Source organism: Acidovorax sp. GW458-11-26-14-TSB4, assembly GCF_059423865.1.
Genome location: NZ_JBWKYR010000003.1, coordinates 101,141 through 127,669, shown reverse-complemented (window position 1 = coordinate 127,669; position 26,529 = coordinate 101,141). Strand labels below are relative to the sequence as shown.

Genomic DNA, 26,529 nt, shown 5'->3' with positions numbered 1-26,529 from the left:
TGCGGCTGAATAGTCAACTTCTGCGCCCCGCGGCGGTTTATGGGTGGGCTATGCGCTAGGGAAGATCTGCGCCTTTGGAACGAGCCCTGACGTTAAGCCATCGCTTCCAACGCAACGACCCTGATCCCCAGCCTTCCAGGAACCACCCTCCAAACAAGGGGATTGCTGCCGCCGCACGCCCATACCGTTACTATTGGGCAAATAGATTTTACTAATCAGTTATTTTATGACCTGATGGTATATTCGTTATTAAATGTAAACACCTATGCGACGGCGGACGCGTTGTCGACAAGCCGGTTTTTCCATCGTCGTCACCGTCCCCCTCTAAGGCACTCTTCAATGCATACGTGGAAAATCAGTCACCGTCTCATGGCCGGCTTTGGCCTGGTGATCTTGGCCTTGCTGGGCATGTCGATCTACAGCGTGGTCATCGCGCGAGGCATCGATAGCGCATTGACGGCCAACGCTACACAGAACGCGGCGATCCAGCGGGTGGCCATCAACTTTCGGGGCTCGGCCCATGACCGCTCCATCGCCGTGCGCGACGTGGTGCTCGCTCCCAGCGAGGAAGCGCGGAAAAAAGAGATTGAGTCCATCGCGAGGCTGGCCGATTTTTATGCAAAGTCGGCCGCCCAGCTGGATGCGGTACTCAAAGCTGCCAGCCTGGTTCCTCCTGAGGTTGAACCTATGGTGCAGGCACTAAAGGACATAGAGGCACGCACTGTGGCCACCACTGTCAAAGTCGTGGCATTAATGCAGTCGGGTGACCGCGCCGGCGCAGAGGCCTTGCTTTGGACTGAAGCAAAGCCGCAGTACGAACAATGGCTGGCAGCCGCCAACAAGCTGATCGATTACGAGGAAGCCCGCATCATCAAGAACAGCAACACCGCCAACCAGGATGCCAGCCAGTTCACAGGCGTGATGCTGTCCATCACCTTCCTGGCCGTGCTGATCAGCGTGGCGGCCACCGTGACGGTTTCGCGAAGCATCGGCCTCGAGCTGGGGGCCGAGCCCAGCGAGGTGCGGTCCGTCGTGCAGGCCATTGAGCAAGGCAACCTCACGGTGCCCGTGCAGGTCAGGCCTGGCGACACCAGCAGCGTGATGGTGGCGGTGCGGGACATGCAGCAGCGGTTTCATGAACTGGTGTCGGCAGTGCGCGACAACATCCAGGAACTGCGCGTCACCAGCGACCATATCGGCAGCGGAAATCGAAATCTGGGCAACCGCACTGAGCAGGCTGCCAGCAGCCTCGAAGAAACGGCTGCCAGCATGGAAGAACTCACAGCCACCGTGCGCCAGAGCGCCGACTCGGCCCGCCAGGCCAACCAGTTGGCCACGACGGCGGCCGGCACCGCCACCAAGGGCGGCGAGGTCATGCAGCAGGTAGTCAGCACGATGCAGGACATCCACCAGAGCAGCAAGAAGATCGCCGACATCATTGGGGTGATCGATGGCATCGCGTTCCAGACCAACATCCTGGCACTCAACGCGGCGGTCGAAGCCGCCCGGGCGGGAGAGCAGGGGCGCGGCTTCGCCGTGGTGGCATCTGAGGTACGCAGTCTGGCCCAGCGCAGTGCCGCTGCAGCCAAGGAGATCAAGTCGCTGATCCAGAGCAGCGTCGAGAAGGTGGATTCAGGCACCCAACTGGTGGCCAATGCAGGCGCGACCATGGACGAAATTGTCCAGGGCGTTCAGCGCGTCAACGGGATCATTGGCGAGATCAGCACCGCTGCCGCAGAGCAAAGCGACGGCATCTCGCAGGTGAACCTGGCAGTTACTCAGTTGGACCAGATGACACAGCAAAACGGTGCTCTGGTAGGCGAGAGCACCACGGCCGCAGAGAATCTGCGTCAGCAAGCCCGGCGCCTGGCCGAACTCGTGGCGGTGTTCCAGGTCGCCGACGACGCGAATGCGAGGCAGGGCCTGTCGATGCCCGGCAATCGTGAATTCGCAGAACATTCGCCCCAATTTGCCCGCCTTGCTCGGTGATAGCTGGACGTTAAAGAGCTCGCTGGGGTAAGCGCGGTCGGTTGGCGGCTCGCAATGCTCAACATGCATCCTACTCCCCTCAGCAAAGGCATGGCGCAAGTCCATCAAATCCAGCACACTGGTGGACATCACGTGCGGCAGTTTGTTCTCCGTTTGGCAAATGTTGCTGGTGACTTTTGATTGGCACTATGCAAGGTAAATCGCCACCGTTGGTGAACACCAATTTCCCGATGGATTTCATTCCCCTGAACGGCACACCGCAGGACTGTGAGGACTGCGGCAACGCCGAACGGCTGGGGTTTCAGTTCGACTACGCCTACCAGCCCATCGTCGACTTGGAGCGGCGCACGGTGTTTGCGCACGAGGCCCTGGTGCGCGGGCCTGCCGGCGAGGGCGCCATGACCGTACTGTCCCAGGTCAACGACGGCAACCGCTACCGCTTCGACCAGGCCTGCCGTGTCAAGGCCATCAGGGGAGCGAGCGAACTGGGCATACGCGAGCGGGTTTCCATCAACTTTTTGCCCAACGCCATCTACAAACCCGAGGTGTGCATCCGCACGACGCTGGAGGCTGCCCGCATCCACCAATTTCCGCTCGACCAGATCATCTTCGAGGTGACCGAAGGCGAGCGCGTGCAGGACGGGCCCTGGTTCGCTTCCATCTTGCGCGAGTACAAACGCTGTGGCTTCAAGACCGCCATCGACGATTTCGGGGCGGGGTATGCGGGGATGAAGCTGTTGTCCGACTTCCAGCCGGACATCATCAAGATCGACATGGACCTGATCCGCAACGTGGACGCGAGCCGACCGCGCCAAGCCATCGTGCGCAGCCTGGTAGGCCTGTGCAAGGAGATGGGCATAGAGGTCGTGGCCGAGGGCATCGAAACCCGTTCGGAGAGAGACTTTCTTCGCGATGCAGGCATCCACCTGATGCAGGGCTACCTGTTTGCTCGGCCGGCCTTCCGCTCTGCTGCGCTGGTGGACGCATCGATGTTCGGCACATAACAGCTCAACTCGTCTGCAATCGATACTCTGAGCGTGTTGAACCGACTCAAAACCCGAAGAGATTCAATATGGACGATTCTAATTTTGCTAGACCGTGGTCGCAGCCTTCAACCCAAGCTCTCGATGTACGCCACTGCACAGTTGGTGCGAAATCGATAGGAGCGCCCGAGCTATTGCAGTTGGACGATCAAATTGGCTGTCCGCCGGTAGCCTGCGAGCGGGCAAGCGCGCAGCAGCCATCATGAGCCTGCTGCACTCGGCGCGCATCAACGGGCACGACCCGTACGCCTACTTCGAGGTTGTGCTGGATCGCTTGCCCACTCACCCGGCCAGCCAGATCGATGGTTGCTGCCGCACCGCTGGTCACCGCCAGCCTGACTTCGCCAACTTGGCCCCACGCCCGTCAAGGTGTGTTCGGCAGTCGCAAACGATGGGTTGACCGGCTTGCTTCTGCCGCAAACAAAAAGGCCCTGCCTCGAGGTCCGAGGCAGGGCCTTTTGCCAAGGGCGGCATGGCCACCCAGGGGGTCGTCAACGCAGCTGGCGCTTGATGGCTTCGTAGCGGGCTTCGTTGCTCACGTTCGCGGCGGTCGAGAACTTGCTGGCCATGAAGGGCTGCAGCTTTTCCAGGCGGTCCTTGGGGGCCGGATGGGTCGAGAACAGCACTTCGTAGGCCTGGTTGGAGCCGGAGCCCGTGGCCGCATACATGTTCAGCACCGTGGGCAGGCCGATGGGCGCGTAGCCGGCGCGCGCGGCGTAGAGCACGCCCTGGCGGTCCGCATCGAACTCGTCGGACTGGTCCAGGCCCTTGGTGTACAGGTTGCGCACCAGGCCCACCATGGCCGAGCTCACCATGGCATTGCCCGAGCGGGCCTGCACCACGCCGCCAGCGGCCTGGGCGAAGCCGCCCTTCTTGATGGCAGCCAGGTAGTGGCCGCGCGTCACGTGGGCGATTTCGTGGCCCAGCACACCGGCCAGTTCCGCTTCGGACTTGAGCTGGCGCATCAGGCCGACAGTGACGAACACGAAGCCGCCGGGCGTGGCATAGGCGTTCACGGCGTCGGAGTCGATCACGCCAAAGCGCCAGGCGAACTGGATGTCCTTGCCGTCCTTGTCCTTGGGCTTTTCGGCCTGGGCAGCCACCCACCATCCGACCTGGCTTACGTAGCGCTGCACGGCTTCGTTGCGCAGCAGCGGGCGGGCGCCCAGCAGCACGGACGAAAAATCGTTGCCCATGGCACGCTGTTCTTCGGCAGAGTAATCCTTGAATGCAGCGGATGCGCCCTGGATCACGTCCATGACGCCACCGGCACGCGAACCGCCGCCGGAACCGCCGCCCAGCGCGGACGACAGGACATTCAGGCCTCCGGAGCCGCCAGCCTGCGGCATGGTTTCACAACCGGTCAGCAATACGACAGTGGCCAGCGCCAGCGCGGCGGCCTTCAAGCGTTGGAGTTTCATTTTTCTGCTCCGGTGTAGGCGTCAATCTTCTGCGCCACGACCTTGCCGCTGCGTGCGAACTGCTCGGCCTGGCCCATGTTGATCGCGTACTTCTCGAGTTGCGCCATCTCAGCCGGATTCGGCTGGGCATTGGCGATCTGCTCCTTGGTGAGGCCTCGGGTACCCGTGGTCGCCGTGGGGCGGTTGCTCGGTGCCGAGAAGATGCTCGCCAGGTTGGTTCCCGAACTGGCGGGCGGCGCAGCAGCCGGTGCCGCAGCTTCCAGGGTCTTCACGTGCGTCAGCCGCACCCAGCCTTCGGCGCGGCCGAACTTGACCTTGACCCAGCCCTCCTGTGCATCGGTCTGCTCAAGCTTGTTGCCCTTGGCCAGCCTGACCACGACCTTGCCGTCCAGAGCCGGCGTGGCGCGCAGCTCGGTGGCGGTGGTGACTTCCAGCGATTGGGCATGTGCGCCAAGGCCCAGCCCCAGCAGCAGCGCAATCAGCAGGCCCTTCAAAAGGCCCACGAATGATGTGTTCACTTTCCTTCTCCTCTCTGTGTCTGAACCGGGGCCTCGGCGGGTGCCGGCGCCCCCACTGACGAACGGCGCTGCGGCTCAAAAAGCCGCACCGCCTGGTCGCGGCCCTTTACCTCGAAATCGCCGCGGTCAATGAAAACAAATGTTTCCCCACATTGTGCCCTTGTCGACTCGGAAACCAAAACCCGGGCTATGCCTTTTGTGCAACCTTCGATGCGGCTGCACAGGTTGACGGCATCGCCGATTGCGGTGTAGTCCAACCGGCGCGAAGTGCCCAGGAACCCCACCACGGCCGAGCCGGTATGCACACCGATGCCGATGTCAAACTTGGCAGTAGGGTCTTCGCGCGCCATGTCATCGGCGAAGCGCTGCAGCGCGTCCGCCATGCCCAGCGCCGCCTCCACCGCCAGCACCGCATGGTTTGGCTGGGCGATGGGTGCCCCCCAGAAGGCCATGATGGCATCGCCGATGAACTTGTCCAGCGTTCCCTGGTAGCGGAAGATCACCTCCACCTGCATCTCGAAGTAGCGGTTGAGGATGTTCACGATCTCCTCGGGCTTGCGGTGCTCCGAGAGGCTGGTGAAGCCCCGGATGTCCGAGAACAGCAAGGTGATTTCGCGGCTGGCGGATACCTCGGCCTCGGCCACGGTTTCTGACAGATCTTGCACGATGCGCGGGTCCACGAAGCGCGCGAACATGGCCTGCACGTGGCGCCGCTGGCCCATCTCCAGCCGCGAGGACAGCAGGCCGAAGGCCAGCAGCGCCACGGCGCCCAGCACCAGCGAGGACACTGGCATCCAGTACACATGGGCTTCCTGCAAGGCCACAACGCTGCCCCCGATGGCAGCCGCCGTGAGTGCCCCATAGCCCACGACCACCCAAGTGGGTGATATGCGCACCACGAAGGCCAGGGCCAGCCCGCAGACCAGCAGCATTACCAGGGATGGATTCAGCCATTCCGGGGCCTCGCGCAGCCACTCGTTGTTCTGCAGGTTGGCCAGGCCGGTCGCCAGCACGAAGGGGCCGGGCGTCGTCGCGTCCATGGGCGTGGGCACGAAGTCCAGGATGCCGCTGGCCGTGGCGCCGATCACGATGATCTTGCCGCGCGCATCGAAGGGCAGCTTGCGATCACCCGTTTGGGTGGCCAGGTAGGCCTTGGCGTAGGAAATGCGCGTGAAATCCTTGCCATACCAGTTCAGGCGAAAGCCCGGCTTCCGGGGTTGCGGCAGTTGCAGCGCATCGGCCACCCGGCCGATCATGTGGGGAATCCACCAGCCATCGGTCTCGCGGCCGACCTCGGTGCGCCGGCCGATGCCGTCGCGGTCCTTGACGAAGTTGATGTAGCCGGTGCGCCATACCTCGGGCGGCAGCGACAGCGGGCCTTCGATGCCGTAGGCAGCATCGGGCTTGGCATTCTCCAGCGGGCGTATGCCCATGGCCGGCGGCGCCATGGTCAGTGGCGCCTTCTGCTCGGTGTCCTCCATCAGCACCATGGGGATGAAGGCATGCTTGAACGCCAGCGCCTTGGCCAGTTCCGCATCGTTCTCCGGCCGGAAGCGGTCGGCCTGCGTCAGGATCAGATCGAGCACGATGGCCCGCGGCTGCTGGGCCGCCAGCGCCGAGATCATTTCCGCGTGGATGACCCGGGGCCATACCCATTTGCCGGCCACGTCGAGCATCTGCTGATCGACCAGCGAGAACTGGTCGATGTCGACCACGACGATGTCGTCCGGCGGCGTGCGGCTGTCCGCATGCCAGCGCAGCAAGGCATCTCCCACCCGGTTGTCGAGGGCATCGAGCTTGTGCCAGGTGGTCACCTCGAACAAGGCCAGCGCGCAGAGCATGAGGCACAGCACGGCATACAGCGCGCTGCGGCCAAAGCGCTGGCGCAGCCGGGTGAGCACAGTGGAGGAATGTGGGGATGGGGCGGAGGGCACAGCCGAGAGTATCCACGCCCCGCTTTGCCAGCGGCAAGCGCATCGACCCTGCCCGTTGTGCCCGCCCTACTCTCCTTGGGACTTCAACCGCCCACAAAGACCTGCCGCTGCTCGCCCAGCCCCGTGGCGCCCAGGCGCACCACGTCGCCGGGCTTGAGGAACCAGGGCGCAGGCTTCTGGCCCAGGCCCACTCCGGCGGGGGTGCCGGTCAGCACGACGTCCCCAGGCTCCAGGGTCATGAACTGGCTGATGTACGAGATGACCTGGGGCAGCCGGAAAATGAAATTGCGCGTATTGCCGTTCTGCACGCGCTGGCCGTTGACCTCCAGCCACAGGTCCAGCGCATGCGGGTCGGCGACCTCGTCGGGCGTTACCAGCCAGGGGCCGATGGGGGCGAAGGTGTCGTAGCTCTTGCCCTTGACCCACTGGCCACCGCGTTCGATCTGCCAGGCACGCTCGGACACGTCGTTGGCCAGCACATAGCCGGCCACGTGCTGCAGCGCAGCAGCTTCACTGACATGGCTGGCACGGGTGCCGATGACCAGGCCCAGCTCCACCTCCCAGTCGGTCTTCTGCGAGCCGGGCGGTATGCGCACCTCGTCGTTCGGGCCGCTGAGCGAGGTCACGGCCTTCATGAACAGCACCGGCTCGGCGGGTGCCTGCATGCCGGCTTCGGCCGCGTGGTCGGCGTAGTTCAGGCCCACGCAGACGATCTTGCCCACGCCGCCCACCGGGCTGCCAAGGCGGGGTGTGCCTTGCACCGCAGGCAGGCGGCTGGCGTCGATGGCGGCCAGGGCCGCCAGGGTGCGCGGGTTGAGCTGGGCCGGCCCCAGGTCGGGCAGCAGCATGGACAGGTCGCGCAGCACGCCCTGGGCGTCGAGCAGGCCGGGGCGCTCTGCGCCGGGCTGGCCATATCGGAGGAGTTTCATATCGGAAGTGGTTCAGGAAAACGGGAGGACGCCAGCATACCCATCGGCGGGCGTTTACCATCGCAGGGTGGCGCATCCGCCGCGTCCCGATTTCGCCGTCTCCGCCCGCTCCCATGGTTTCGCCCTCCCCCAGCCTCTCTTCACCGGCAGAACCGCGCCCGGCTCCCCGCAACTGCACCGACCTGTTCTGGTCCTTCACCTGGCTGGCGCTGCAGGGCTTCGGCGGCGTACTGGCCGTGGTGCAGCGCGAACTGGTGGAACGCAAGCGCTGGATGACCAACGAGGAGTTCGTCGAGGAATGGGCCGTGGCCCAGATCATGCCGGGCCCCAATGTGGTGAACCTGTCGATCACCATCGGCGACCGCTATTTCGGCTGGCGCGGCGCGCTGGCGGCACTGGCCGGCATGCTGCTGTTTCCGCTGATGCTGGTGCTGACGCTGGCCGTGGTCTATGCCCAGTTCGCCAGCCACCCGGCCGTGGCCGGCGCGCTGCGCGGCATGGGCGCGGTGGCTGCCGGGCTGATCGCCGGCACGGGCCTCAAGCTCTCGGCCACGCTGCGCACCCACCCGCTCGGCCCGGCCTTGTGCACGGTGATCACAGTGCTCACGGTGGTGGCCATGGCCGTGCTGCGCTGGCCGCTGGCCTGGACCTTGCCGCTGCTGGGCGGCACGGCCTGCCTGCTCACCTGGCGAAAGCTGGCGCCATGACGGGCGCCACCATCCACATGGGCTGGGCCGACTGGCTGCAGCTGTTTCTGTACTACATGTCGCTGTCGCTGCTGGCCGTGGGTGGCGCCATCGCCACCGCACCCGACATGCACCGATTTCTGGTGGAAAAGCAGGCCTGGCTGGCCGACCCGCAGTTCAACGCATCCATCGCCATCGCCCAGGCCGCGCCGGGCCCCAACGTGCTCTTCATCGCGCTGCTGGGCTGGAACGTGGGCCTGAATGCGGGCGGCGCAGGCATGCTGGGCTGGGCCCTTGGCGCCCTGGGCATGGCCGTCTGCATGGTCGGCGTGATGCTGCCCAGCAGCCTGCTCACCTGGCTGGCCACGCGCTGGGGGCACCGCAACCGCGAACGCCGTGGCGTGCGCGCCTTCAAGCAGGGCATGGTGCCGGTGGTCATCGGCCTGCTGCTGGCCACCACCTGGGTGCTGGCCCAGGCCCATGGCGGCCTGGCCACCGCCTGGCCGCTGTGGCTGGCGACCGTGGTGACCATGCTGCTGGTGTGGAAGACGCGCCTGCACCTGCTGTGGATGCTGGGTGCCGGCGCCCTGCTGGGCGCCCTGGGCTATATGGGGTGACCGTTGATGTGCGAGCTGGACTTGATGTACAGCGTGACGGGGTTGCCGGCGCCATCGTCGCCGGTGATCACCAGGGGCAGGCCCGTCCCCTTCGCCGTCCACCCTGCCGACACGCGCGTGCCGTTGGTCCATTCGAACTTGCAGGCCATGTAGGTGCCGGCAGGCACGGTCACGCTTTCCTGGCCGCGGTAGGTGATGGTCTGTGTTTCGCGGGTGGTGCTGGTCTGGGCCGGCAGGCCGGGGAACTCGATGGTGGTCTGGCGCACCTCGTTGAGCGTATAGCTCTCGTTGAGCGCCAGCGCGAAGTCGCGCACGCGGTTGGCCGGGTTGAGCACCATGGTGGTCCGCATGCCCGCAAGCGGTGCGTCCATGCGCGCCGTGCTGCCATAGCGCAGCAGCACCGGTCCCTGCGGCGTGGTTTCCAGCTTGTCGTACTCCAGCACACGCGCATTGAACGAGATGGTGCCTGATTTGGTCACCAGCACCGTGCGCTCGGTCTCGATCAGCCCCGTCTGCCCGGCAAAGCTGGCGGGGCCGTTGATGCGGCCCTCGGTGCTGAACTGCACGGCGGCGTCGGCGGACTGCCAGTCCCAGCGGTAGGTCGTGCCCTGCTGCAGCAGCACGGGGTTGAAGCAGTCCGAGGCAGCGCCGGTGCCCGTGCCGGGGGGCAGCACGGTGGTGTTCTCGCACAGCGCGGCATTGGCCTGGCACAAGGCGGCCGTCAGGTCCACGATCTGACCGGCGGTGTGGCTTTGGCTGGCCACCATGAATCGCCCCTCGCTGAACGCGAAGGCATTGCCCACGGAGGGGTAGAAGCGGTAGGCGTAAGGCCCGGCCATTCCGTCCTGCCCCGCGCCGGGCGGGAAAAAGGACGGCAAGCTGCTTTCAAGCCACTGGCGGGCAGCGTCGCGGCTTGCGGGGCGTACAGTGAGTTCGGCCTGCGCCGTGGCCGCAAGCATGGCGCCAAGGGCCAAAGCCGCCGCGCACCTGGTAGTTGATCGCATCATGGTTTCTCCGGTTCAGGCAGGGGCCAGGGTTTTGAATGCCAGGGCTTGCCAGGTATCCCCGTGTGTGCCAACCAGCGCCTGCTGAGCACGGGTTCCTTGCAGGCTGGGCGAAGTGTCACCTGCGCAGGGTGCTGAAGTCCATAGGCCGCCAGGACAGCAAACGCCACCGCCGTGAACAACGTCACGCACGGGCCCGCCTGCAGCATTCGCCAAATGCAGCAACAATGCCCCTCCACACTCCGTGCCAAGGAATACCGCACCATGAACCTCCGTCCCCTGGGCCGCTCGGGCCTGCAAGTCTCTCCCCTGTGCTTTGGCGGCAACGTCTTCGGCTGGACGGCCGATGAGGCCACCTCGTTTTCACTGCTCGACGCCTGGCTGGACGCGGGCTTCAACTTCATCGACACGGCCGACGTGTACTCGCGCTGGGTGCCGGGCCACACGGGCGGAGAGTCCGAAACCTTGATCGGCCGCTGGCTGGCCCAAAGCGGCAAGCGCGACCGCATCGTGCTGGCCACCAAGGTCGGCAAGGACATGGGCGATGGCAAGGTGGGCCTGCGCCCCGAGTACATCCGCCAGGCGGTAGAGGCATCGCTCAAGCGCCTGCAGACCGACCACATCGACCTCTACCAGTCGCACGACGACGATGCCAGCGTGCCGCTGGCCGACACGCTGGGCGCCTACGACGACCTGGTCAAGGCCGGCAAGGTGCGCGCCATCGGCGCCTCCAACTTCACCGCCGCGCGCCTGGCCGAGGCCCTGGCGACCAGCGAACAGCTGGGCATCACCCGCTACGAGAGCCTGCAGCCCCTGTTCAACCTGTACGACCGTGCCGTGTTCGAGAAGGAACTGCAGCCGCTGTGCGTGGACAAGGGCGTGGGCGTGATCAACTTCTATGCGCTGGCCGCCGGCTTTCTGACCGGCAAGTACCGCACCGAGGCCGATGCCGGCAAGAGCGCACGCGGCAAGAACACCACGGCCAAGTACCTCAATGAACGCGGCCTGCGCATCCTGGCCGCACTGGACACCGTGGCCGCGCGTCTGGGCGCCACGCCCGGCCAGGTCGCGGTGGCCTGGCAGATCGTGCAGCCGGGCATCACGGCGCCGATCGCCAGCGCCACCTCGCTGGCGCAGTTGCAGGACCTGGTGAAGGCCACCCAGCTCACGCTGGATGCAGAGGCCCTGGCCACGCTGGACGCTGCCAGCGCGCAGTGAGCGGCACAGGCTGGCTCCCTCGCCGCACGGGACGGTACACGGCCCTGTTTGGCACCCAGAGCCACCGGTTCACCCAACGCGTGAACCACCGCCCCAGTGGCGACTTCGGCGTTGCCAGCAAAAACGCTCAGACCGGCAGCGTTTCCAGAATGCGCCGGTTCGCCTGGATGTGCGCTTCGATCCTGTCGATCTGCTCATCCAGGGTTTTCGTTTCCTGCGCCAGGTCGAACTGCGGCAGCCTGTACTTTTTGTAGACCAGCACCAAGGTACCAATCACAACCCCAAAGAAACACAGGATCTGCCAGGCAGTATCCAGGGTCGGGCCCAAGAAGATTGCCCAGAGGATGGCGACACACACCACCGCAATGATGGCAATGGTGCGCCGATCGGTCTTGGATTTCCCCAACCGGCTTTCGAGTTGCTGAATCACCTGCGCCCGCCGCTCCCGCAAAGCCTCCAGCTCACGCGCCAATCGGGGCATGGCCAACTCCGCAGCCGTGCGGTCAGTCCCCCGCTGCACGGCGCTGATCGCCACCTCGAGCTTGCGGGTGGAAGCCACGCCGCCTGACCGCCTGCACGCCGCCGGCGTGCTCGTGCCCAGCCCGATATGCATCGCCCATTCGTCCCTGCGGATGCAAGGTTCAGGAATTCAACGGGCAGAAAAAAAGCCCACTTCCATAGGAGCGGGCCTGTGTTGCGGGTACCCAGAGAACCCGGGCAAACGCAATCACATGTTGTCGATCATCACCTGGCCAAAGCCCGAGCAGCTCACCTGCGTGGCCCCGTCCATCAGCCGCGCGAAATCGTACGTGACCTTTTTCGAGGCAATCGACTTCTCCAGCGAGCTGATGATCAGGTTCGCCGCCTCGATCCAGCCCATGTGGCGCAGCATCATCTCGGCCGAGAGGATCTCGGAGCCGGGGTTCACATAGTCCTTGCCGGCGTACTTGGGGGCCGTGCCGTGGGTGGCCTCGAAGCAGGCCACCGAGTCGGACATGTTGGCGCCGGGCGCGATGCCGATGCCGCCGACCTGCGCGGCCAGCGCGTCGGAGATGTAGTCGCCGTTGAGGTTGAGCGTGGCCACCACCGAGTACTCGGCCGGGCGCAGCAAAATTTGCTGCAGGAAGGCATCGGCAATGCTGTCCTTGATGGTGATGTCCTTGCCCGTCTTGGGGTTCTTGAACTTGCACCAGGGGCCGCCATCGATCAGTTGGGCGCCGAATTCCTTCTGCGCCAGCGCATAGGCCCAGTCGCGGAAGCCGCCTTCGGTGAACTTCATGATGTTGCCCTTGTGCACGATGGTCACGCTGGGCTTGTCATTGTCAATGGCGTACTGGATGGCCTTGCGCACCAGGCGCTCGGTGCCCTCGCGCGAGACGGGCTTGACCCCGAGGCCCGAGGTGTTGGGGAAACGGATCTTCTTGACGCCCATCTCGTCCTGCAGGAACTTGATGAGCTTCTTGGCCTTGTCGGATTCGGCCTCGAACTCGATGCCGGCGTAGATGTCTTCCGAATTTTCGCGGAAGATCACCATGTTGGTCTTCTCGGGTTCCTTCAGGGGCGAGGGCACGCCCTTGAAGTACTGCACCGGGCGCAGGCAGACGTACAGGTCGAGCTCCTGGCGCAGGGCCACGTTGAGCGAGCGGATGCCGCCGCCCACCGGCGTGGTCAGCGGGCCCTTGATGGACACCACGTACTCGCGCAGCACGGCGAGCGTCTCTTCGGGCAGCCACACGTCGGGGCCATAGACCTTGGTGGATTTTTCGCCGGCGTAGACCTCCATCCACTGGATCTTCTTCTTGCCGCCATAGGCCTTGGCCACCGCGGCATCGACCACCTTGATCATGACCGGCGTGATGTCGAGACCTGTGCCGTCGCCTTCGATGAAGGGAATGATGGGTTCGTCCGGCACGTTCAGCGACATGTCGGCGTTGACAGTGATTTTCTGGCCTTGGGCAGGCACCTGGATGTGCTGGTAGCTGGTCATGGACGGGGGTCTCCGTTGGATATCTGAAACACAATGCAGCGTGCCGGGCGACGCGCACCTGACCGCGAAGATTCTATAGACAAAAAATTGCTGAAAACCCCTGTCAACCGTGCGCGGACTGCTATCGTTGCAAGTGGAGCCTTGCGAGTTTTTCGCAGGGCCCTCAACCCGATAGTTCGTCTAGGAAATGGCATATATGAAAAAACTCCTCGCTGTCCTGATGGCTGGTCTGTTCTCTGCCGGTGCATCTTTCGCACAGGCTCCAGCCGCCCCTGCTGCCGCTCCCGCCCCCGCTGCTGCACCCGCAGCTGCACCGGCTCCCATGGCCAAGGCGGCACCGGCCCACAAGCAGTCCAAGAAAGTGGCCCAGAAGAAGCCCAAGAAGCACGCCAAGAAGGCGCATGCCTGATGCGGCTGGGGGTTTGTGCGGATCTCTGACCCCCACCCATTTCGGTTTGCTTCAAAATCGCCCGCATCCGCGGGCGATTTTTTTGTTTCTGGCGCCCCCGCACATCCCACCGGAAGAATCCTGCCCATGCCCAGCCTGATGATGATGACGAGCCTTGCCACTCCCCTGCTCCCCACCCGTCGCCACGCCCTGGTGGCCACCTTGCTCGCCACAGCGCTCGCAGCCCTGGCTCCCGCGAGCCGGTCCCAGGAAGGCCCGCAGCTGAACCTGCAGCGCGTGGAGCTGTCTGCCGGCATGCACCGCATCGACGCCCAGGTGGCCGTGGCCCCGTTGGAACGCCAGATCGGCCTGATGAACCGGCCCGAGATGCCGCAGCACGAGGGCATGCTGTTCGTTTTCGAACAACCCAGCCAGCAATGCTTCTGGATGAAGAACACCCTGCTGCCGCTGACCGCCGCTTTCGTCGCGGACGACGGCACCATCGTCAACCTCGAAGACATGAAGCCGCAGACGCTCGACTCGCACTGCTCGAAGAAGCCGGTGCGCTTCGTGCTGGAGATGAACCAGGGCTGGTTCGCCAAGAAGGGCATCAAGGCCGGCTTCAAGCTCGGCGGGGCCCCTTTTTCACGCAAGTGAGCCGGACGCGCCCATGAAAAAACGGCCCGAGGGCCGTTTTTCTTTTCCGCCCAGCAAAGGGCGGATGGATTGCCTGCGGGGGCTATCAGGCGAAGTTGGCTTCGGCGAACTTCCAGTTGACCAGCTTGTCCAGGAAGGTCTCGACGAACTTGGGGCGCAGGTTGCGGTAGTCGATGTAGTAGGCGTGTTCCCACACGTCCACGGTCAGCAGGGCCTTGTCGGCGGTGGTCAGGGGCGTGCCGGCGGCGCCGGTGTTCACGATGTCGACGCTGCCGTCGGCCTTCTTGACCAGCCAGGTCCAGCCCGAACCGAAGTTGCCCACGGCGCTCTTCACGAAGGCTTCCTTGAAGGCGGCGTAGCTGCCCCACTTGGCGTTGATGGCCGTGGCCAGCGCGCCCGATGGCTCGCCGCCGCCGGCGGGGGCCATGCAGTTCCAGAAAAAGGTGTGGTTCCAGATCTGGGCGGCGTTGTTGTAGATGCCGCCGCTCGCCTTCTTGACGATCTCTTCCAGGGTCATCGATTCGAATTCGGTGCCCTTTTGCAGGTTGTTGAGGTTCACCACGTAGGCATTGTGGTGCTTGCCGTGGTGGTACTCCAGCGTTTCCTGGCTGTAGTGGGGAGCCAGTGCATCGATGGCGTAGGGCAGCGGGGGAAGGGTGTGTTCCATGGTGTTTCCTCGTGGTGGTTTGAATTGTGGTGGCTTGCCAGCCTGCGAGCAGGCATGGCTCACCTGCGGGTGAACGGGCATTGTAGGAAGATCGTGTGACCTCTGCAGCGAAGTTGGCAAGCAAACGTGCACTGCCGCTGCGATATGCGCACCGATCCTACAGCGCCGACGGTCAAAGCAGCCTGGGTTGGGCTGCCACGGTGAGGTCCACGGCCCCGTCGGCCAGCGTGGCACGCAGGGCATCGCCGGGCCTGGCCTGGCGCACGCTGGTCACGGCGTGGCCATCCGCATCGGCCAGCAGCGCATATCCGCGCTGCAGCACCAGCCGCGGGTCCAGCAGTTCCAGGCGCAGCGCGGCGCGGTCCACCCGCTCGCGCAGGCCGTCGATGCGGCGCTGTACCTGCACCGGCAAAGCGGCGGCCGCCGCCTGCTGGGCCTGCTCCATGCGCTGCAGGCGCAGCAGCACGGCATGGCGCATGCGCTGGGCCGTGCGCGCCAGCTGCAACTGCTCGCGCGCCACCAGGCCCGAGGGCCGGCCCAGCCGCGCCGCGGCCTGGTCCAGGCGCTGGTGGCGGGCATCGAGCAGGCGCTGGATGCCGTCGCCGATGCGGTTTTCGATCAGCTCCAAGGCGCCCAGCCAGACTTCGCGCGGCTGCGCCACGAGTTCGGCCGCAGCCGTGGGCGTGGGTGCGCGCAGGTCGGCGCAGAAGTCGGCAATCGTGAAATCGGTCTCGTGCCCCACGCCGCTGACCAGCGGCACCGGGCTTTGCACGATGGTGCGAGCCAGGTGCTCGTCGTTGAAGGCCCACAGGTCCTCGATGGATCCCCCGCCACGCACCAGCAGGATGGTGTCGATGGCGGGCTGCCCAGCCGAAGGCCCCTGCTCCGCCAGGCGGTAGAGCCGGTTCAGCGCGGCCACGATGGACTGCGGCGCCGCCCCACCCTGCACCTGGGCCGGGGCCAGCACCACAGGAATGTGCGGCGCGCGGCGGCGCAGGGCCGTGACCACGTCGTGCAGCGCCGCGGCCCCGAGCGAGGTCACCAGGCCGATGCCCCGCGGCTGCACGGGCAAGGGCCGCTTGCGCGCGGAGTCGAACAGGCCCTCGGACTCCAGTTGGGCCTTCAGGCGCAGGAACTGCTCGAACAGCGCGCCCTGGCCTGCGCGCTGCATGCTTTCCACGATGAACTGCAGGTCGCCCCGGGCTTCGTACACGCCGAGCTTGCCGCGCACTTCCACCAATTCACCATCGCGCGGCGAAAAGTCAAGCAGGCTGGCGGCGCGGCGGAACATGGCGCAGCGCAGCTGGCCCTGGGGGTCCTTGATCGAAAAGTAGCAATGCCCGCTGGATGCGCGCGAGAAGCCCGTGATCTCGCCGCGCACCGCGACAGGATTGAAGCGCGCCTCCAGCGCATCAGCAATGGCGCGGCACAGCGCGCCAACTTCCCACACGCGGGGCGCCGCCACGGGGTTTGTACGTTCAAACATGCGCAGCGACGGCCATTGCGGCCCTATTGACAAGCCGAGTCTTCCACAGAAGCGGCGATGCAGCGCTCCACTGTGCTTGATAAGCATTCTCGTGCCACGCACCAAGCAGCCACATGCAAGTCGTTGATTTATAAGGATTTTTCACTGCGTAATTTTTCATCAATCTGTTGCAAGCACGGCGGCAAGCCACTTTGCAGGCGTGGGCGACCCGGTTGCCCACAAAGTTATCCACAGTTTTTGTGGGTGACGCCACGGTCACCGAAAGCGCGCGCCAAGGTAACGGTTTGTGACCAAAAGCCGTCAAGAAGCTGGGCCATAATCACCGATTGCCCCTCATCTGCGCGGAGAGAGATTTGCTGTCCATCATACAAGCCGCAGGCTGGCCCATCTGGCCTCTGATCCTGTGTTCCATCCTCGGAATGGCCCTGGTCATCGAGCGTTTCGTGGCCCTCAAGACGGCCCGTGTGGCACCGCCCAAGCTGCTCGATGAAGCCATCACCGTCTCGTCCAAAAGCCTGCCCACGCCCGACGTGGTGAACCAGCTGGCACAGAACTCCGCCCTGGGCGAGGTGCTGGCCAGCGGCCTGCGCACGCTCAACAGCAACCCCCAGTGCAGCGAAGCCGACCTGCGCGCCGCCATGGAGGGCACGGGCCGCTCCGTCGCCCACCGGCTTGAAAAGTACCTTAGCGCCCTGGCCACCATCGCTTCGGCAGCCCCCCTGCTTGGCCTCTTGGGCACCGTCATCGGCATGATCGAGATCTTCGGCTCGCAGGTCGGCAGCGGCGGCGTGGGCCAGGCCATGGGCGGCGGCAACCCGGCGCGGCTGGCGCATGGCATTTCGATCGCCCTGTACAACACGGCCTTCGGCCTGATCGTGGCGATCCCGGCGCTGATCTTCTGGCGTTATTTCCGCAGCCGCGTCGACGCTTACCTGCTGACCCTGGAATTGGCCTCCGAGCAGTTCGTGCGCCACATCCTGCGCCACAAGAAGTGATGGCCCCCACGGTCGCCCACTGCGTGTGGCTCCCTGCCCCCATCCGCAGGCGTGCCCTGCGCTTCGCTGGTGCATGGGGCCGCGTTTTGCCTTGGGGCGGCCCGGCTGCAAAACCGGGTGCCCTCGAAGCCGCCCCTCGATTGTTTGAAAGGCCCCTGGGATGAACTTCCGCCCCCGCACCAAGGAAGAACCCGAGATCAACCTGATCCCGTTCATCGACGTGCTGCTGGTGATCCTCATCTTCCTGATGTTGACCACCACCTACAGCAAGTTCACCGAGCTGCAGCTGACCCTGCCCGTGGCCGACACCGAGCAGCAGCGCGACCACCCCAAGGAGGTCGTGGTCGCTGTGGCGGCGGATGGCCGCTATGCGGTCAACAAGACCAGCGTGGACGGCAAGAGCGTCGATGCCGTGGCGCGCGCCCTGCGCGAGGCCTCCACCGCCATCGGCAAGGACAGTGTGGTCATCATCAGCGCCGACGCGATGTCGCCCCACCAGGCCGTGGTGACGGTGATGGAAGCCGCGCGCCGCGTGGGCCTCACGCAGATCACCTTCGCCACCCAGTCATCGGCCGGCTCGCGCCCAGCCAACGGCCGCTAGCGCGCATGGCTGCCGCCGGGCCGCAGCCGCCCTCGTCCGCCGGCCTGGTACGGGCCTGGCAGTTCCGGGGCCCTGCCGCCTGGGCGCTGTGGCCCATCTCCCTGCTGTACTCCGGCCTGGTGCGCTTGCGCCGGGCCCTCTACCGCGCCGGTGTGCTGCGCTCGGAACACCCCGGACGCCCAACCATCGTGGTGGGCAATATGATTGCCGGCGGCGCCGGCAAGACCCCTGTGGTGATGGCCCTGGTGGAGCATCTCAAGGCCCGGGGCATGAAGCCCGGGGTCATCTCGCGCGGCTATGGCCGCAGCACCACCGACTGCCGTGAGGTGCTGGCCGACAGCCCGGCCAGCGAGGTCGGCGACGAGCCGGCCCTGATCGCACGCAGCTGCGGCGTGCCGGTCTTCGTGGACCGCCAGCGCAGCACGGCCGCACGCGCGCTGCTGGCCCGCCATCCCGGCACCGATGTCATCGTCTGCGACGACGGGCTGCAGCACCTGGCGCTGCGGCGCGACCTGGAGGTCTGCGTCTTCAACGACCAGGGGCTTGGCAACGGCTTTCTGCTGCCGGCAGGGCCGCTGCGCGAGCCCTGGCCGCGCGCTGTGGACTGGGTGCTGCACCCCGATACCGCCCCCGCCCCGGCCGGCACTGCACCCGCGTTTGCCTTGCAGCGCGGCCTGGCCGGCCACGCCGTGCGTGCCGACGGCCGAAGCCTGCCCCTGCAATCGCTGCAGGGCCAGCCCGTGCAGGCCCTGGCGGCGATTGCCCGGCCCGAAGACTTCTTCGGCATGCTGCGGGCCCAGGGGCTGACGCTGGCACGCACCACGGCCCTGCCCGACCACCACGATTTCACCGGCTGGAGTGACGCGGCAGCACCGGGCGCACAGCTGCCGCTGCTGTGCACCGCCAAGGACGCCGTGAAGCTCTGGCCGCTGCGCCCCGATGCCCTGGCCGTGCCGCTACAGGTGCATGTGGACCCGGCTTTTTTTGCAGCCGTCGATGCCCGGCTGGCTGTATTGCGGGGCGCTGCCTCGCTATCATCGCCCCCTGCCCGCCCCTCGGGCGATTGATGACCGATTGAACGAACCTTTGCCGGAAAGCTGCCGCCATGGACCCCAAACTGCTTGAACTGCTGGTCTGCCCCGTCACCAAAGGTCCACTGACCTTTGACCGCGAGCACCAGGAACTGGTCTCGCGCAGCGCGCGCCTGGCCTACCCGGTGCGCGACGGCATCCCCGTGCTGCTGGAGAACGAGGCACGCACGCTGACCGACGAAGAAATCGAGGCCTGACCCCGGTGGCCGCCCCCGAAGCCTTCACCGTCGTGATCCCGGCGCGCATGGCCTCCAGCCGCCTGCCGGACAAGCCCCTGGCCGACATCGCCGGCCTGCCCATGGTGGTGCGCGTGGCCCGGCGCGCCGCACTGAGCACCGCCGCCCGCGTGGTGGTGGCCGCCGACGACGCGCGCGTGCTGCAGGCCTGCCAGGCGCATGGCGTGCACGCCATCCTGACGCGCACCGACCACGCCAGCGGCAGCGACCGGCTGGCCGAGGCCTGCGAGCAACTGGGCCTGGCGGGCGACGACATCGTGGTCAACGTGCAGGGCGACGAGCCGCTGATGGACCCGGGGCTCATCGATGCCGTGGCCGCCTTGTTGCCGGCTCGGCCCGAGGCCAGCATGGGCACGGCGGCCCACACCATCCACAGCCTGGCGGACTACGAGAACCCCAATGTGGTGAAGGTCGTGCTCGATGCCCGCAGCCTGGCGCACTACTTCAGCCGCGCCCCCATCCCCTGGGCCCGCGACCATGCCGGCACCGCCTGGTGGGAGCAGGCAGCGGCCACCTTGCCCGCCGGCTTTGCCCCGCTGCGCCACATCGGCATCTACAGCTACCGCGCAGGCTTCCTGCGCGCGTTTCCTGCACTGCCCCAGGCCCCTACCGAGGTGATGGAGGCACTGGAGCAGTTGCGCGCGCTGTGGCACGGCCACCGCATTGCCGTGCACATCACCGACACGGCACCCGGCCCCGGCGTGGACACGCCACAGGACCTGGAGCGTGTGCGGGCGCTGCTGGCCTAGGGCAGCAAAATGCACTGGCCTGGTGCATCCATGCCCCATCCTACGCATTTATACGCACGTCATATCGCTCGTGTAAGCCAGTGCAAGGCGGTCACATGCTATCCTCGAAGTAACGAGAGCATTGCATCCCGGGCCCCACAAGCGCCTGCGCGAGCACTGACGTAGCAGCACACCACCCCGCAGCCCCTGCCCATCCGTGGAGCACTGCGGTCTTTTTTTGCTGCCGCTTCGGTGGCCCTTGCGCCAGCGCGCCGTACGCCCCTGCCAGCAGTGCCAGCCGATTTCTAACCTTCGAGGACCTTCATGAGACTGATTCTGTTGGGCGCGCCCGGCGCCGGAAAGGGCACGCAAGCCACCTTCATCTGCCAGAAGTACGGCATTCCGCAGATCTCCACCGGGGACATGCTGCGCGCCGCCGTGAAGGCCGGCACGCCGCTGGGCCTGCAGGCCGACGCCGTCATGAAGGCCGGCGCCCTGGTCAGCGACGAGCTGATCATCAACCTCGTCAAGGAACGCATTGCCCAGCCCGACTGCGCCAAGGGCTTCCTGTTCGACGGCTTCCCACGCACCATTCCCCAGGCCGACGCGATGAAGGCCGCGGGCGTGAAGCTCGACCATGTGCTGGAGATCGACGTGCCCTTCGAGGCCATCATCGAACGCATGAGCGGCCGCCGCTCGCACCCCGCCAGCGGCCGCACCTACCATGTCAAGTTCAACCCGCCCAAGGTGGAAGGCAAGGACGACGTGACCGGTGAAGACCTGATCCAGCGCGACGACGACAAGGAAGAGACCGTCAAGAAGCGCCTGCAGGTCTATAGCGACCAGACCCGCCCCCTGGTGGACTACTACAGCCAGTGGGCCAAGGCCGATCCGGCCGCCGCCCCCAAGTACCACGCCATCAGCGGCATGGGCAGCGTGGACGACATCACGCAGCGCGCCTTCGCGGCGCTGGCCAGCTGATTTTCAGCGATGCCGCCAACAACAAAGCCGGGCATGCCCGGCTTTGTTGTTTTTGCCGCAGCACAACGCTGCTTACTTGGACTTCGGAACAGGAGGGACAGGCATGTTGGGCATGGTCATGGAGCCGGGCTTCTGGCCCGCAGCGCAGGGGCCGACATAGCGGGCCTCCATGGTCAGGGTATCGCTGGCCTTGCCCATCATCGGGGGGTTGTAGGCGTTGTTGATCACGGTCTTGTAGGAGCTGGTGAAATCGCCCGTGGTGACGCTTCGCGAGGTCACGGTGACGGTGCCCATCTTGCACTCCGCATTGCCGGTGATGGTGTTGCCATCCCGTTTCATGTCGTTCTTGGAGCACATGGTCTTGGCGGTTTCCAGCGCGGTCTTTTGCATCTGGGCTTCGAAGGCTTCGTCCGTGCACTGCTGCATGACCGCGGCGGGGGCCCCATCGGCCGATGTCGTCTTGAGCTCCCACAAGCCCGCCTTGCGCTTGGGCAGTTCCAGGGATTGCGCGGGAAGGGCAGCCAGTGCCACGGCCGCAGCCACGAGAGAAAGGGAAACGAAGCGCATGGGACAACTCCTGCTAAGGCCAGACAATGCGCCGGATGATAGCCGCGGTGCCGCGCACAAGCGCTGGCGGCGCCAAAAGCTGTGCAACCAAACGTGCACCAGGGCCTGGGCCGCCTCTTTCGCCTCGCCCTTCAGGCCGGGCTGGATCTCAGCCCGTAGGCCTTGCCATCGACGAACAGGTATTCGGCGCGCAGCACCGGGTCGCCCTTTTCCTCGCGCAGCGTGAAGCCCAGCACCGACACCGCGGCGCCCGGCTTGAGCTCGGCCACCTGCCAGGCCTGCATGCGGGTCAGCGGCGCCAGCTCGATCTCCCACATCCGGTCCTTGCGCGTGGGCAGAACGGCACGGGCCAGCAGGGCCTTGCCATCGACCGGCGCCGTCTGGGCCGGCACGGCCCGCTGCGCCAGATTGGGTGGCAAGGCCAGGTTGGCGGGCAGCTCAAGTTCCAGTTCGGCATGCGGGTTCTGCCAGCGCACCTTGCGCACCGTGCCTTCGAGGTAGATCGGGCGGTCCGCATCGAAGCTGCTCCAGCCGTGGTGGGCATGGGCCGCCAGGGGTACCAGGGGCATTGCCAAGCCGGTGAACAGAAGTTGGCGACGTCGTAGTGGCATGGGACTTCTCCTTTGGGATGGTTATCTGCGCTTTAACAGCGCTACGCACAGAACAGGGCCCGTCGCACTGGCATGGCCCAAGCCAGCGCCACCGTGGAACTGGCTTTGCCAGGCCATCGGTGGCGTCCCCCTGAGGGGCTGAGGGCCGCGGCTCCAAGCCCGCCTGCGCGGGCTTGGACGGCGCCGAAGGGCTGCCGCCTCTGGCGGCGGCACCGTGGCGCGAAGCGACTCAGGGGGCTACAAGTAAGCGATCCAGCGACCGCAAGCCACGACAGCCAGCCAGATCAACGTGGACAGCAGCATCTGCGCCCGCGCCAGGCCATCGAGCCGCGTAAGCGAACCGCGCCCATGAAACCACGCCGCGTTGCAGGCAGCAAGCATCAACAATAGCATCTTGAGGGTGAATGCCCGGTTGGCAAGCAGTTCCTGCGGCTGGGTGGCGAACATCACCAGGCCCGACAGGGCCGCCAGGCCAAAGCCGCACAGCGCCAGCGAGAGGCTCAGGCGCCCCAGGTCTCGCGGCGGGATGGCCGCGCCCCAGCCGAACACCCTGAGCTCCAGCAGCACCAGGTTGCCCAGCAGCAGTGCGATGCCCACGATGTGCACCACCTCCAGTGCCGGGTAGGCCCATACATGGGATCGGAGTGCGGCAAACATGGCGTCAGTGCTTTCGTGCGGCTCAGGCCAGCAGTTCCAGCACCAGGCCGATGCGCGCCTTCACGGGCGACAAACCGGGCGCCGCAGCGAGCGCATCACCCGGCTTGGGCAGCAACTGGCCCTCGCTGCAGCGCGTGGAGCGCAGCACGCGCACCCCCACGGCCTGGGCGCGCGCCAGCGCGGCCTCCAGCGCCTGGTGGATGGTGCCGTTGCCCGTGCAGGCCACGACCAGGCCCTGCACGCCATCGCGCACCAGCGCATCCACCGCACGGCCGCTGGCGCCGGCATGGCTCACCACCAGTTCCACCCAGGGCCATGCCGCATCGGCCGGCCGGTGCAGCACAGCGGCCAGGTGCACCTGCCGGGCCGGCTGCGGCCAGGCATGCGCCAGGCGCACCACCCCCTCCTCCACCCAGCCCAAGGGGCCGGCATCTGCGGAGTTGAACGGATCCACCCGGTAGGGGTGCACCTTCTGCACGCGCTGCGCACCATGGATGGTGCCCGCGGCAACCACGAGCACGCCGCGCGCGCCCTCGGTGGCGGCCACGGCCACGGCATCCATCAGGTTCTGCGGGCCGTCGGGCACGAGTGCAGTGGCAGGGCGCATGGCGCAGGTCAGCACCACGGGCTTGTCGGCCGCCAGCACGGAGTGCAGGAACCAGGCCGTCTCTTCGATGGTGTCGGTACCGTGGGTGATGACGATGCCGCCGACAGCGGGGTCGTCCAGGCAGGCCGCGCAGCGCTGCGCCAATGCGTGCCAGATGCCGAACTCCATGTCCTTGCTGTCGACCTGGGCCACCTGCTCGACCACGAGCGGGCCGCCAGCCAGCGCTTGAAGCCCCGGCACGGCCGCCAGCAGTTCGCCCACCCCTACCTGTGCGGCCGTGTAGCCGATGTTGTCCCCCGCCTGCGCAGCGGTGCCGGCAATGGTGCCGCCCGTACCCAGAACCACAATTTTTTGCGCACTCACTTGCATACTCCGAAAAACTGGTGAAAAATACAGCTACTGGATTAAAAAACAGTTATTTGCCACTGTACCGGCACACACTGGAAACCACCATGCTCGACAACCCCAAGCTCACGGCCCGCCAGCAACAGATTCTGGACCTGATCCAGACCGCCATTGCACGCACCGGCGCCCCGCCCACCCGTGCCGAGATCGCCACTGAACTGGGCTTCAAGTCCGCCAACGCGGCCGAGGAGCATCTGCAGGCCCTGGCCCGCAAGGGCGTGATCGAGCTGGTCAGCGGCACCTCGCGCGGCATCCGCCTGCGCGGCGACACGGTGCGCTCCATCAATGCAGCGCGCGGTACCCAGTTCAGCCTGCCCATTCCCGGCCTGTCGCAGCTGGTGCTGCCCCTGATCGGCCGGGTCGCGGCGGGCTCGCCCATTCTCGCGCAGGAGCATGTCGATCAGACCTACAGCGTGGAAAACAGCCTGTTCCAGCACAAGCCCGACTACCTGCTCAAGGTGCGCGGCATGTCCATGCGCGACGCCGGCATCATGGACGGCGACCTGCTGGCCGTGCAGTCCACGCGCGAAGCGCGCAACGGCCAGATCATCGTGGCCCGCCTGGGCGACGACGTCACCGTCAAGCGCCTGCGCCGCACGGCCACCGGCATCGAGCTGCTGCCCGAGAACCCCGACTACCCGGTGATCACCGTGCAGCCCGGCGAGGCCTTCGAGATCGAAGGCCTGGCCGTCGGCCTGATCCGCAACACCATGCTCATGTAGTCGCCGCCGCGCTGCCCAGGTGGCGGGCGTTTGGCGGGCGGGGTGTGGGTGTTCCATACCGCCGCTGGCCAGCCCTGGGCCGCGTATTTCCTTGCAATCCTGCCTGTGTTCACCACCGACCTTCGGAGTCTTCACATGGGAATTGCTTCTTTGACCCTTTCGGCCTTCTCCCACCCGCTGCATGCGCTGACACGCTGGCTGCAGCCCGTCGCCATGCATGGCGGGCACGACATGGCGGCTGCGGCACGGCCACGCACCTGCAAGGCCCCGCTGCCCGCTGCCCCGGCAGCAGCCCGCATTCCGCGCGACGAGGCCGCGCTGGCGGCAACGGGCAACCGCTTGCCAAACCCTCCCCTGGCCGCAGACCCCCTGTGCAGCCACACCCAGGCACGCCGCGTGGTGCGGGTGCTGCGCACGGCCAACCCAGGCAGCGATGCCGGCCGCCTCGTGATCTCGGGCCGCATGGCCGATGTGTGCGCAGAGCTCGACCGCATGGCCGCACGCGAAGCACTGCTGCTGCAGCACTGACCGGGCGGCCAGACCCGCCCTGCCCCACCAGGGCAACAGGCCCCGGCCATTGGCTGCACGGGGCCGGCGGAGCGCGAGGGCGTTCACGCAGCGTTGCAAATGCTGTGTGCCAGACGGGGCTTGGGGCGCAAAGACGGCGGCGCGCCAAGGCACAATGTCGGGATGAACATCGTGATTCTCGACGACTACCAGGACGCAGTGCGCAAGCTCCATTGCGCCAGCCGGCTCGACGCCTACACCGCCAAGGTCTATACCAACACCGTCAAGGGCCTGGGCCAGCTGTCGGTGCGGCTCAAGGATGCCGACATCATCGTGCTGGTGCGCGAGCGCACGCAGATCACGCGCCAGCTCGTCGAGAAGCTCCCCCGCCTCAAGCTCATCGCCCAGACCGGCAAGGTCGGCAACCACGTCGACGTGGCTGCCTGCACCGAGCGCGGCATTGCCGTGGCCGAGGGCGTCGGCTCGCCGGTGGCACCGGCCGAACTCACCTGGGCCCTGGTGATGGCGGCCACGCGCCGGTTGCCGCAGTACATCTCCAACCTCAAGCACGGGGCCTGGCAGCAGTCCGGGCTCAAGGCGGCCTCCATGCCCGCGAACTTCGGCCTGGGCTCAGTACTGCGCGGCAAGACGCTGGGCATCTGGGGCTATGGCCGCATCGGCCAGCTCGTGGCCGGCTACGGCAAGGCCTTCGGCATGAACGTGCGGGTCTGGGGCCGCGAAGCATCGCGTGCCCAGGCCCTGACCGATGGCTACCAGGCCGCCACCACGCGCGAGGAGTTCTTCTCGCAGTGCGACGTGATCTCGGTGCACCTGCGACTGAACGACGAGACGCGCGGCATCATCTCGCTCGAAGACCTGTCGTGCATGAAGCCCACCTCGCTGTTCGTGAACACCTCGCGCGCCGAACTGGTGGAGTCCGACGCCCTGATCGCAGCGCTCAACCGCGGCCGCCCCGGCATGGCCGCCGTGGACGTGTTCGAGAGCGAGCCCATCCTGCAGGGCCATGCCCTCTTGCGGCTGGAGAACTGCATCTGCACCCCGCACATCGGCTACGTGGAGCAGGACAGCTACGAGCTCTACTTTGGTGCGGCCTTCGACAACGTGGTCAACTTCATCAAGGGCACGCCGACCAATATCGTGAACCCGGGCTCGCTGCAAGTGCGCCGCTAGCCCAACCAACCGCTTGCATGCACCGGATCGACCGATCCGGCACCAACGAAAAAGGCTTCCCGAGGGAAGCCTTTTTTGCTCTGTGG

29 protein-coding genes and 1 pseudogene are annotated in these 26,529 nt (G+C 66.1%); 17 read left to right on the top strand and 13 right to left on the bottom strand.

The annotated features are described in order from the left end of the window. The first annotated feature begins 339 nt into the window (after positions 1 to 339). The 3 genes and pseudogenes from AC07X5_RS09215 to AC07X5_RS09205 all read left to right on the top strand — a co-directional run. On the top strand, positions 340 to 1,989 hold the full coding sequence (locus tag AC07X5_RS09215; RefSeq protein ID WP_494769877.1) for a methyl-accepting chemotaxis protein: 1,650 nt from the start codon (positions 340 to 342) through the stop codon (positions 1,987 to 1,989). Between the two features lie 230 nt (positions 1,990 to 2,219). Further along, positions 2,220 to 2,993 (top strand): EAL domain-containing protein, encoded by a 774-nt coding sequence (locus tag AC07X5_RS09210; RefSeq protein ID WP_494769876.1) that lies wholly within the window; start codon positions 2,220 to 2,222, stop codon positions 2,991 to 2,993. Between the two features lie 172 nt (positions 2,994 to 3,165). Further along, positions 3,166 to 3,371, top strand: a pseudogene (locus AC07X5_RS09205) (transposase domain-containing protein); the annotation flags it as partial. A gap of 152 nt (positions 3,372 to 3,523) precedes the next feature. On the opposite strand, the gene AC07X5_RS09200 reads toward AC07X5_RS09205, so the two are convergent. From AC07X5_RS09200 to AC07X5_RS09185, 4 genes are all read right to left on the bottom strand, one after another. Beyond that, a complete protein-coding gene (locus AC07X5_RS09200) occupies positions 3,524 to 4,453 on the bottom strand; it encodes a M48 family metalloprotease (RefSeq protein ID WP_494769875.1) in 930 nt (309 codons plus the stop codon). After that, positions 4,450 to 4,971, bottom strand: coding sequence for an SH3 domain-containing protein (locus AC07X5_RS09195; protein ID WP_409962017.1), 522 nt, complete (start codon positions 4,969 to 4,971; stop codon positions 4,450 to 4,452). The genes AC07X5_RS09200 and AC07X5_RS09195 overlap by 4 nt, the downstream gene beginning before the upstream one ends. Next, the gene (locus AC07X5_RS09190; RefSeq protein ID WP_494769874.1) at positions 4,968 to 6,872 is read right to left on the bottom strand and encodes a CHASE2 domain-containing protein; all 1,905 of its coding nucleotides are present in this window, start codon (positions 6,870 to 6,872) and stop codon (positions 4,968 to 4,970) included. Before AC07X5_RS09190 ends, AC07X5_RS09195 begins: the two co-directional genes overlap by 4 nt. Positions 6,873 to 6,988: 116 nt before the next feature. Continuing rightward, the gene (locus AC07X5_RS09185; RefSeq protein WP_409962021.1) at positions 6,989 to 7,834 is read right to left on the bottom strand and encodes a fumarylacetoacetate hydrolase family protein; all 846 of its coding nucleotides are present in this window, start codon (positions 7,832 to 7,834) and stop codon (positions 6,989 to 6,991) included. Between the two features lie 113 nt (positions 7,835 to 7,947). Between AC07X5_RS09185 and AC07X5_RS09180 the strand changes: the two genes are divergently transcribed. Beyond that, positions 7,948 to 8,541: a chromate transporter gene (locus AC07X5_RS09180; RefSeq protein WP_409962023.1), complete on the top strand. Its 594-nt coding sequence runs from the start codon at positions 7,948 to 7,950 to the stop codon at positions 8,539 to 8,541. After that, positions 8,538 to 9,137: a chromate transporter gene (locus tag AC07X5_RS09175; protein WP_409962025.1), complete on the top strand. Its 600-nt coding sequence runs from the start codon at positions 8,538 to 8,540 to the stop codon at positions 9,135 to 9,137. The genes AC07X5_RS09180 and AC07X5_RS09175 overlap by 4 nt, the downstream gene beginning before the upstream one ends. Here the strand turns inward: AC07X5_RS09175 and AC07X5_RS09170 are convergent. Continuing rightward, the gene (locus tag AC07X5_RS09170; RefSeq protein ID WP_494769873.1) at positions 9,125 to 10,141 is read right to left on the bottom strand and encodes a hypothetical protein; all 1,017 of its coding nucleotides are present in this window, start codon (positions 10,139 to 10,141) and stop codon (positions 9,125 to 9,127) included. The genes AC07X5_RS09175 and AC07X5_RS09170 overlap by 13 nt on opposite strands. Before the next feature lie 264 nt (positions 10,142 to 10,405). Here AC07X5_RS09170 and AC07X5_RS09165 point away from each other — a divergent pair, with 264 nt between their 5' ends. Then, positions 10,406 to 11,359, top strand: coding sequence for an aldo/keto reductase (locus tag AC07X5_RS09165; RefSeq protein ID WP_494769872.1), 954 nt, complete (start codon positions 10,406 to 10,408; stop codon positions 11,357 to 11,359). Positions 11,360 to 11,486: 127 nt separating this feature from the next. Here AC07X5_RS09165 and AC07X5_RS09160 read toward each other — a convergent pair whose 3' ends face one another. Together AC07X5_RS09160 and icd are read right to left on the bottom strand one after the other, a co-directional pair. Further along, on the bottom strand, positions 11,487 to 11,918 hold the full coding sequence (locus tag AC07X5_RS09160; RefSeq protein WP_494769871.1) for a hypothetical protein: 432 nt from the start codon (positions 11,916 to 11,918) through the stop codon (positions 11,487 to 11,489). A 168-nt stretch (positions 11,919 to 12,086) separates the two neighbouring features. After that, positions 12,087 to 13,346 carry an NADP-dependent isocitrate dehydrogenase gene (gene icd / locus AC07X5_RS09155; RefSeq protein WP_494769870.1) on the bottom strand — a complete coding sequence of 420 codons (1,260 nt, stop codon included), beginning with the start codon at positions 13,344 to 13,346 and terminating at the stop codon, positions 12,087 to 12,089. Positions 13,347 to 13,542: 196 nt separating this feature from the next. Here icd and AC07X5_RS09150 point away from each other — a divergent pair, with 196 nt between their 5' ends. Further along, entirely contained in the window at positions 13,543 to 13,755 is a 213-nt protein-coding gene (locus AC07X5_RS09150) for a hypothetical protein (RefSeq protein ID WP_494769869.1), read from the top strand. Between the two features lie 144 nt (positions 13,756 to 13,899). Next, positions 13,900 to 14,391 carry a DUF192 domain-containing protein gene (locus AC07X5_RS09145; RefSeq protein WP_494770091.1) on the top strand — a complete coding sequence of 164 codons (492 nt, stop codon included), beginning with the start codon at positions 13,900 to 13,902 and terminating at the stop codon, positions 14,389 to 14,391. 85 nt (positions 14,392 to 14,476) lie between these two features. On the opposite strand, the gene AC07X5_RS09140 is transcribed toward AC07X5_RS09145, so the two are convergent. Together AC07X5_RS09140 and xseA are read right to left on the bottom strand one after the other, a co-directional pair. Next, positions 14,477 to 15,058, bottom strand: coding sequence for a superoxide dismutase (locus AC07X5_RS09140; RefSeq protein ID WP_494769868.1), 582 nt, complete (start codon positions 15,056 to 15,058; stop codon positions 14,477 to 14,479). A 172-nt stretch (positions 15,059 to 15,230) separates the two neighbouring features. Continuing rightward, a complete protein-coding gene (xseA, locus tag AC07X5_RS09135; protein ID WP_494769867.1) occupies positions 15,231 to 16,544 on the bottom strand; it encodes an exodeoxyribonuclease VII large subunit in 1,314 nt (437 codons plus the stop codon). A gap of 353 nt (positions 16,545 to 16,897) precedes the next feature. Between xseA and AC07X5_RS09130 the strand changes: the two genes are divergently transcribed. The 6 genes from AC07X5_RS09130 to adk all read left to right on the top strand — a co-directional run bounded on the left by AC07X5_RS09130 (position 16,898) and on the right by adk (position 21,176). After that, entirely contained in the window at positions 16,898 to 17,539 is a 642-nt protein-coding gene (locus tag AC07X5_RS09130) for a MotA/TolQ/ExbB proton channel family protein (RefSeq protein ID WP_409962041.1), read from the top strand. A 160-nt stretch (positions 17,540 to 17,699) separates the two neighbouring features. Then, positions 17,700 to 18,140, top strand: a complete 441-nt coding sequence (locus AC07X5_RS09125) for an ExbD/TolR family protein (protein WP_409962042.1) — start codon at positions 17,700 to 17,702, stop codon at positions 18,138 to 18,140. A 5-nt stretch (positions 18,141 to 18,145) separates the two neighbouring features. Next, positions 18,146 to 19,207 carry a tetraacyldisaccharide 4'-kinase gene (gene lpxK, locus AC07X5_RS09120; RefSeq protein ID WP_494769866.1) on the top strand — a complete coding sequence of 354 codons (1,062 nt, stop codon included), beginning with the start codon at positions 18,146 to 18,148 and terminating at the stop codon, positions 19,205 to 19,207. A gap of 38 nt (positions 19,208 to 19,245) precedes the next feature. Continuing rightward, the gene (locus tag AC07X5_RS09115) at positions 19,246 to 19,428 is read left to right on the top strand and encodes a Trm112 family protein (RefSeq protein WP_057203154.1); all 183 of its coding nucleotides are present in this window, start codon (positions 19,246 to 19,248) and stop codon (positions 19,426 to 19,428) included. 5 nt (positions 19,429 to 19,433) lie between these two features. Then, on the top strand, positions 19,434 to 20,216 hold the full coding sequence (gene kdsB, locus AC07X5_RS09110) for a 3-deoxy-manno-octulosonate cytidylyltransferase (RefSeq protein ID WP_494769865.1): 783 nt from the start codon (positions 19,434 to 19,436) through the stop codon (positions 20,214 to 20,216). A 303-nt stretch (positions 20,217 to 20,519) separates the two neighbouring features. Continuing rightward, complete coding sequence (gene adk, locus AC07X5_RS09105; RefSeq protein ID WP_409962048.1) at positions 20,520 to 21,176, top strand: adenylate kinase; 657 nt, start codon at positions 20,520 to 20,522, stop codon at positions 21,174 to 21,176. 72 nt (positions 21,177 to 21,248) lie between these two features. Here adk and AC07X5_RS09100 read toward each other — a convergent pair whose 3' ends face one another. From AC07X5_RS09100 to AC07X5_RS09085, 4 genes are all read right to left on the bottom strand, one after another. Continuing rightward, positions 21,249 to 21,743, bottom strand: coding sequence for a DUF3617 domain-containing protein (locus AC07X5_RS09100; RefSeq protein WP_409962050.1), 495 nt, complete (start codon positions 21,741 to 21,743; stop codon positions 21,249 to 21,251). Positions 21,744 to 21,874: 131 nt separating this feature from the next. Further along, on the bottom strand, positions 21,875 to 22,354 hold the full coding sequence (locus tag AC07X5_RS09095) for a DUF6152 family protein (RefSeq protein WP_494769864.1): 480 nt from the start codon (positions 22,352 to 22,354) through the stop codon (positions 21,875 to 21,877). A gap of 237 nt (positions 22,355 to 22,591) precedes the next feature. Further along, positions 22,592 to 23,011, bottom strand: coding sequence for a hypothetical protein (locus AC07X5_RS09090; RefSeq protein ID WP_494769863.1), 420 nt, complete (start codon positions 23,009 to 23,011; stop codon positions 22,592 to 22,594). A 22-nt stretch (positions 23,012 to 23,033) separates the two neighbouring features. Beyond that, the gene (locus AC07X5_RS09085; protein WP_494769862.1) at positions 23,034 to 23,987 is read right to left on the bottom strand and encodes an asparaginase; all 954 of its coding nucleotides are present in this window, start codon (positions 23,985 to 23,987) and stop codon (positions 23,034 to 23,036) included. An 83-nt stretch (positions 23,988 to 24,070) separates the two neighbouring features. On the opposite strand from AC07X5_RS09085, the gene lexA reads away from it, so the two are divergent. The 3 genes from lexA (at position 24,071) to AC07X5_RS09070 (ending at position 26,443) form a co-directional block, all read left to right on the top strand. Further along, positions 24,071 to 24,745, top strand: coding sequence for a transcriptional repressor LexA (gene lexA, locus AC07X5_RS09080; RefSeq protein WP_494769861.1), 675 nt, complete (start codon positions 24,071 to 24,073; stop codon positions 24,743 to 24,745). 135 nt (positions 24,746 to 24,880) lie between these two features. After that, the gene (locus AC07X5_RS09075) at positions 24,881 to 25,273 is read left to right on the top strand and encodes a hypothetical protein (protein ID WP_494769860.1); all 393 of its coding nucleotides are present in this window, start codon (positions 24,881 to 24,883) and stop codon (positions 25,271 to 25,273) included. A 162-nt stretch (positions 25,274 to 25,435) separates the two neighbouring features. Beyond that, entirely contained in the window at positions 25,436 to 26,443 is a 1,008-nt protein-coding gene (locus AC07X5_RS09070; protein ID WP_494769859.1) for a D-2-hydroxyacid dehydrogenase family protein, read from the top strand. Positions 26,444 to 26,529 lie beyond the last annotated feature (86 nt).

What these genes read in the sequence shown, in the direction of transcription:
- lpxK (WP_494769866.1), top strand. Translation starts at nt 18,146, where the DNA reads ATGGCTGCCGCCGGGCCGCAGCCGCCCTCGTCCGCCGGCCTGGTACGG.
- AC07X5_RS09090 (WP_494769863.1), bottom strand. Translation starts at nt 23,011, where the DNA reads ATGTTTGCCGCACTCCGATCCCATGTATGGGCCTACCCGGCACTGGAG.
- icd (WP_494769870.1), bottom strand. Translation starts at nt 13,346, where the DNA reads ATGACCAGCTACCAGCACATCCAGGTGCCTGCCCAAGGCCAGAAAATC.
- AC07X5_RS09075 (WP_494769860.1), top strand. Translation starts at nt 24,881, where the DNA reads ATGGGAATTGCTTCTTTGACCCTTTCGGCCTTCTCCCACCCGCTGCAT.
- AC07X5_RS09185 (WP_409962021.1), bottom strand. Translation starts at nt 7,834, where the DNA reads ATGAAACTCCTCCGATATGGCCAGCCCGGCGCAGAGCGCCCCGGCCTG.
- AC07X5_RS09125 (WP_409962042.1), top strand. Translation starts at nt 17,700, where the DNA reads ATGAACTTCCGCCCCCGCACCAAGGAAGAACCCGAGATCAACCTGATC.
- AC07X5_RS09145 (WP_494770091.1), top strand. Translation starts at nt 13,900, where the DNA reads ATGACGAGCCTTGCCACTCCCCTGCTCCCCACCCGTCGCCACGCCCTG.
- AC07X5_RS09180 (WP_409962023.1), top strand. Translation starts at nt 7,948, where the DNA reads ATGGTTTCGCCCTCCCCCAGCCTCTCTTCACCGGCAGAACCGCGCCCG.
- AC07X5_RS09215 (WP_494769877.1), top strand. Translation starts at nt 340, where the DNA reads ATGCATACGTGGAAAATCAGTCACCGTCTCATGGCCGGCTTTGGCCTG.
- AC07X5_RS09070 (WP_494769859.1), top strand. Translation starts at nt 25,436, where the DNA reads ATGAACATCGTGATTCTCGACGACTACCAGGACGCAGTGCGCAAGCTC.
- AC07X5_RS09170 (WP_494769873.1), bottom strand. Translation starts at nt 10,141, where the DNA reads ATGCGATCAACTACCAGGTGCGCGGCGGCTTTGGCCCTTGGCGCCATG.
- AC07X5_RS09140 (WP_494769868.1), bottom strand. Translation starts at nt 15,058, where the DNA reads ATGGAACACACCCTTCCCCCGCTGCCCTACGCCATCGATGCACTGGCT.
- adk (WP_409962048.1), top strand. Translation starts at nt 20,520, where the DNA reads ATGAGACTGATTCTGTTGGGCGCGCCCGGCGCCGGAAAGGGCACGCAA.
- AC07X5_RS09085 (WP_494769862.1), bottom strand. Translation starts at nt 23,987, where the DNA reads ATGCAAGTGAGTGCGCAAAAAATTGTGGTTCTGGGTACGGGCGGCACC.
- lexA (WP_494769861.1), top strand. Translation starts at nt 24,071, where the DNA reads ATGCTCGACAACCCCAAGCTCACGGCCCGCCAGCAACAGATTCTGGAC.
- AC07X5_RS09115 (WP_057203154.1), top strand. Translation starts at nt 19,246, where the DNA reads ATGGACCCCAAACTGCTTGAACTGCTGGTCTGCCCCGTCACCAAAGGT.
- AC07X5_RS09210 (WP_494769876.1), top strand. Translation starts at nt 2,220, where the DNA reads ATGGATTTCATTCCCCTGAACGGCACACCGCAGGACTGTGAGGACTGC.
- xseA (WP_494769867.1), bottom strand. Translation starts at nt 16,544, where the DNA reads ATGTTTGAACGTACAAACCCCGTGGCGGCGCCCCGCGTGTGGGAAGTT.
- AC07X5_RS09100 (WP_409962050.1), bottom strand. Translation starts at nt 21,743, where the DNA reads ATGCGCTTCGTTTCCCTTTCTCTCGTGGCTGCGGCCGTGGCACTGGCT.
- AC07X5_RS09150 (WP_494769869.1), top strand. Translation starts at nt 13,543, where the DNA reads ATGAAAAAACTCCTCGCTGTCCTGATGGCTGGTCTGTTCTCTGCCGGT.
- AC07X5_RS09200 (WP_494769875.1), bottom strand. Translation starts at nt 4,453, where the DNA reads ATGAAACTCCAACGCTTGAAGGCCGCCGCGCTGGCGCTGGCCACTGTC.
- AC07X5_RS09165 (WP_494769872.1), top strand. Translation starts at nt 10,406, where the DNA reads ATGAACCTCCGTCCCCTGGGCCGCTCGGGCCTGCAAGTCTCTCCCCTG.
- AC07X5_RS09175 (WP_409962025.1), top strand. Translation starts at nt 8,538, where the DNA reads ATGACGGGCGCCACCATCCACATGGGCTGGGCCGACTGGCTGCAGCTG.
- AC07X5_RS09095 (WP_494769864.1), bottom strand. Translation starts at nt 22,354, where the DNA reads ATGCCACTACGACGTCGCCAACTTCTGTTCACCGGCTTGGCAATGCCC.